The organism is Methanoculleus sp. UBA303 (assembly GCA_002501655.1).
GTDB lineage: Archaea > Halobacteriota > Methanomicrobia > Methanomicrobiales > Methanoculleaceae > Methanoculleus.
Map to the genome: position 1 here is coordinate 25,017 of DANY01000005.1, position 2,888 is coordinate 27,904.

The 2,888-nt window shown below is 54.4% G+C and carries 1 tRNA gene and 2 rRNA genes (2 of these 3 cut by a window edge); all 3 read right to left on the bottom strand.

The features are described from left to right. Window positions 1-1,279 (bottom strand): 23S ribosomal RNA (locus BP846_RS00915); it reaches 1,813 nt to the left of the window's first position. Between the two features lie 123 nt (window positions 1,280-1,402). Beyond that, window positions 1,403-1,475 (bottom strand) — tRNA-Ala (locus tag BP846_RS00920). Between the two features lie 68 nt (window positions 1,476-1,543). Beyond that, window positions 1,544-2,888, bottom strand: a 16S ribosomal RNA gene (locus BP846_RS00925); it runs 156 nt beyond the window's last position. The 16S and 23S rRNA genes sit together here with 1 tRNA gene alongside, the layout of an rRNA operon.

A 2,888-nucleotide genomic window follows, 5' to 3' on the forward strand; every position in this document is an offset into this window, starting at 1 on the left:
GTGGTCCGTGGTATCTGTAGTAGGCTTTAGCCCCGTCCATTTTCAGTGCCCCAAACCTCGACTGGTAAGCTGTTACGCACTTTTTAAAGGATAGCTGCTTCTGAGCTCACCTTCCAGTTGTCTTTGGCCTGGGACGCCTTTCAGTGTTGACACTTAGCCTACATTGAGGGACATTAACCACGGTCTGGGTTGTCTCCCTTACGGACTACAAGCTTACCCCGTAGTCCGGACTGCCAGCCATCTTCGACGACGGGGAATTTGGAGTTTGACAGGGGGGTGAGGGATTTCTCCCCCAGCTCCCCCAATCAGTGCTCTACCTCACCGTCTATCTCCGGCCAGGTCATGCTACGGCATGTTTCGAGAGGAACCAGCAGATGCCCAGCTCGATTAATCTTTCACTCCTATACGCAGGTCACGCGAATGATTTGCATATCAAAACCGCTTGCGGTCCTCCACGCGCCTTTCGGCACGCTTCAACCTGCCCACGCATAGATCGCTAGGCTTCGGGTCTTATCCTGCAGACTCCGCGCACTTTTAATACGCCGTCCCATGCCCGAAGGCTACGGACCTGTTGGTTTCCCTTCGGCTCCCCTTTTGGGTTAACCTTCGCCTGCAGAATAAACTCTCTGGCCCGTTCTTCAAAACGTACGTTACGACACTGGCAACCACGCCCGTACTACCGCCTCGCGACGGGTTCCTTCGCGTGGAAGATCCTTTCGCGCCGTAACTCACGATCACCTATCAGTTTCAGGCACTTTTAACCACCTTTCAAGGGTTACTTTTCAGCCTTCGCTCACGCTACTAATACGCTATCGGTTTCGAGTAGTATTTAGCTTTGGAAGTTGATGACTCCCAGATTCCCGCGAGAATTCCGACCCGCGGTACTCAAGACACTACCAGGACACCTTGGCTTACACGTACGGGACTATCACCCTCTTTGGTACCACATTCCAGAGGACTTCCGCTTAACCTTGGTATCCAGACGGTAGGCTTACTACACCACATCTCCCCGTGAGGGGATTCAGTTTGAACTCTGTCGTGTTCGATCGCCTCTACTAACGACATCTCGGTTGATTTCTTTTCCTCCCCCTACTAAGATGTTTCAATTCGGGGGGTTCCCGATCCTTACGGATCAACACCGAAGTGTTGGGATGTCCCATTAGGGAATCTCCGGATCGTAGACTCCATGCGTCTTCCCGGAGCTTATCGCAGCTTGGCACGCCCTTCTTCGGCACTCGAACCGAGCCATCCACTGATAGGCATATCGCCGTTCCGCTGAACTCATTTAACGTCCAGAGTACGCACCTATACACGGCCTCTTCAGGTCAAAGACCTTCAGCCCTTCCCCGGGGACTCTCATCTCCGGGTGCATTGTCGGGCAGGACTGCTTGGCCCTGCCGAGTGGACTCAGGGGGATTTGAACCCCCGGCCTCCGCCTCGCAAAGGCGGCGCTCTTCCAACTGAGCTATGAGCCCGAATCTCTCCGTTGACATCGGCAATTTTACGTTTTGTCCAGCAACCGCAAAACCCAAGTAATTTCATTAGGAGGTGATCCAGCCGCAGATTCCCCTACGGCTACCTTGTTACGACTTAACCCTCCTTGCGGAACCTAGATTCGACTGCGGCAACGACCGCAGCCTCATCCAAACCCCACTAAGATGGTTTGACGGGCGGTGTGTGCAAGGAGCAGGGACACATTCACCGCGTTATTTTGAAACGCGATTACTACGGATTCCAGCTTCATGTGGGCGAGTTACAGCCCACAATCCGAACTAAGGACAGGTTTAAGAGATTGCCTTCACCTTTCGGTGTCGATACCCATTGTCCTGCCCATTGTAGCCCGCGTGTAGCCCGGATAATTCGGGGCATGCTGACCTACCGTTGCCCATTCCTTCCTCCTCTTTAGCAGAGGCGGTCCCAACAGTGTCCCCATCAGTCCGGAGACCATGCTGGCAACTGTTGGCGTGGGTCTCGCTCGTTGCCTGACTTAACAGGATGCTTCACAGTACGAACTGACGACGGCCATGCACCTCCTCTCAGCTAGTCATGCAGAGTCTTCAGCCCGGCAATCATTCCGCTGTCTTATCCGGTGAGATTTCCGGCGTTGAGTCCAATTAAACCGCAGGCTCCACCCGTTGTGGTGCTCCCCCGCCAATTCCTTTAAGTTTCAGCCTTGCGACCGTACTTCCCAGGCGGTACGTTTCACGGTTTCCCTTCGGCACCTCGGTGACTCGTGGTCACCGATACACCTAACGCACATCGTTTACGGCTGGGACTACCCGGGTATCTAATCCGGTTTGCTCCCCCAGCTTTCGTCCCTCACTGTCGAAGCCGTTCTGGTGAGGCGCCTTCGCCACAGGTGGTCCCTCGAGGATTACAGGATTTCACTCCTACCCCCGAAGTACCCCTCACCTCTCCCGGTTCCAAGATTGCCAGTATCCCTTAGACGCCTGACGGTTAAGCCGCCAGATTTCCCAAGAGACTTAACAACCCAGCTACGAACGCTTTAAGCCCAATAAAAGTGGCCACCACTCGAGCCGCCGGTATTACCGCGGCGGCTGGCACCGGTCTTGCCCGGCCCTTTCTTCAGGTGTGTTTTAGACACCTGAACAGCCTGCATATACAGGCACTCGAGGTTCCCTTATCACGGTTGCCCGCATTGTAAAGTTTTCGCGCCTGCTGCGCCCCGTAGGGCCTGGATTCGTGTCTCAGAATCCAACTCCGGGCTCTTGCTCCCACAACCCGTACCGATTACTGGCTTGTTGGGCCATTACCCCAACAACTACCTAATCGGCCGCAGATCCATCCTAAGGCGTCGGAACTTTGGGTTACAAAGCATTCCAGCATCTGTAACCTATAGGGTATTATCCCCAGTTTCCCGGGGTTAT